We start from the raw sequence: 1,218 nt of genomic DNA on the forward strand, positions 1-1,218 counted from the left end.
CGGTCGGGGCCTCGGACGGCGGGATCCGGTCGGGGCGGCCCGAGCCGTAGCCCGCCCCGGCGAATCCGTGGGGGGCGTCGGGCCGTTGTCCGTCGTCGAGCTCGTCGTCGGACAGCACCAGCGGGGCGGCCGGTCGGCCGCCGCTCAGGACGGCCAACAGGTCGGTGCGCATGTCCCCGGCGGTGTCGTACCTGTTCTCGGGGTTCTTGGCCATCGCCTGCATGACCACGGCGTCGACGTACCGGCCGATCTCCGGGTTGATCGCGGAGGGCGGCTGCGGTGACTCGCGGACGTGCTGGTACGCCACGGCGACGGGCGATTCCCCGGTGAACGGCGGGGCTCCGGCGACCATCTCGTACAGGACGCAGCCGGCCGAGTACAGGTCCGATCGGGCGTCCACCGTCTCACCCCGGGCCTGCTCGGGGCTGAGGTACTGGGCGGTGCCGAGCACGGACGAGGTGTTGGTGAGGGTCGAGCTGGCGTCGCTGACCGCGCGCGCGATGCCGAAGTCCATGACCTTGACGGCCCCGTCGCGCGAGATCATGATGTTCGCCGGTTTGACGTCGCGGTGGATGATCCCCTTCTTGTGCGAGAAGTCCAGGGCGCCGCAGACGTCGGCCATCACCCCGAGTGCGCGTTCCACCTCCAACGGACCATCCATCTTGACGATGTCCCGGATCGTGTCGCCCTCGACCAGTTCCATGACGATGTAGGGCAACGCGCCGTCTGCGGTGCGCTCCTCGCCCGTGTCGTAGATCGCCACGATGGAGGGGTGGTTGAGCGACGCCGAATTCTGCGCCTCGCGGCGGAAGCGCTGGTAGAAGGTCTCGTCGCGGGCCAACTCGGGCCGCATGATCTTGACCGCCACGTCCCGGCCGAGGACGGTGTCCCGCCCCCGGTGGACCTCGGACATGCCACCGAATCCGAGGACCTCCCCGATCTCGTACCGACCGGCCAGCAGGTGAGGTGTGGTCATCCGCCGTCACCTCCCCTGCCGTTGTTCGCGGCCGCGTTCGGGTTCGCGTTGCCACCTGCGTTGCCACCTGCGTTGCCACCCGCGTTGCCGCCCCCGTCGGCCTGGCCCGGCGGGACGAAGGAGTTGAACTCGGAGGTCAGCGAATCGAGCATGTCCTGCAGATCGGGCGCGGGCGGGACCACGGTCGGGGACGGCGCCGGCTGGGGCGGCGGAGTGGGTTCGGGGGCCGGGGCCGGGGCGGG

At 70.9% G+C, this 1,218-nt stretch carries 1 protein-coding gene and 1 pseudogene; both read right to left on the reverse strand.

What is annotated here, in order from left to right; translation table 11 throughout:
• Positions 1 to 976, reverse strand: a 976-nt coding sequence (gene pknB, locus G6020_RS09335) for a Stk1 family PASTA domain-containing Ser/Thr kinase (protein ID WP_182610423.1), incomplete at its 3' end; no start/stop codon positions are given.
• Positions 973 to 1,218 (reverse strand): annotated as a pseudogene (locus tag G6020_RS16745) (serine/threonine protein kinase); the annotation flags it as partial. The pseudogene G6020_RS16745 and the gene pknB, both read right to left, overlap by 4 nt.

The sequence above is a fragment of the Dietzia sp. B19 genome (genome assembly GCF_014145155.1).
Classification (GTDB): Bacteria; Actinomycetota; Actinomycetes; order Mycobacteriales; family Mycobacteriaceae; genus Dietzia; species Dietzia natronolimnaea.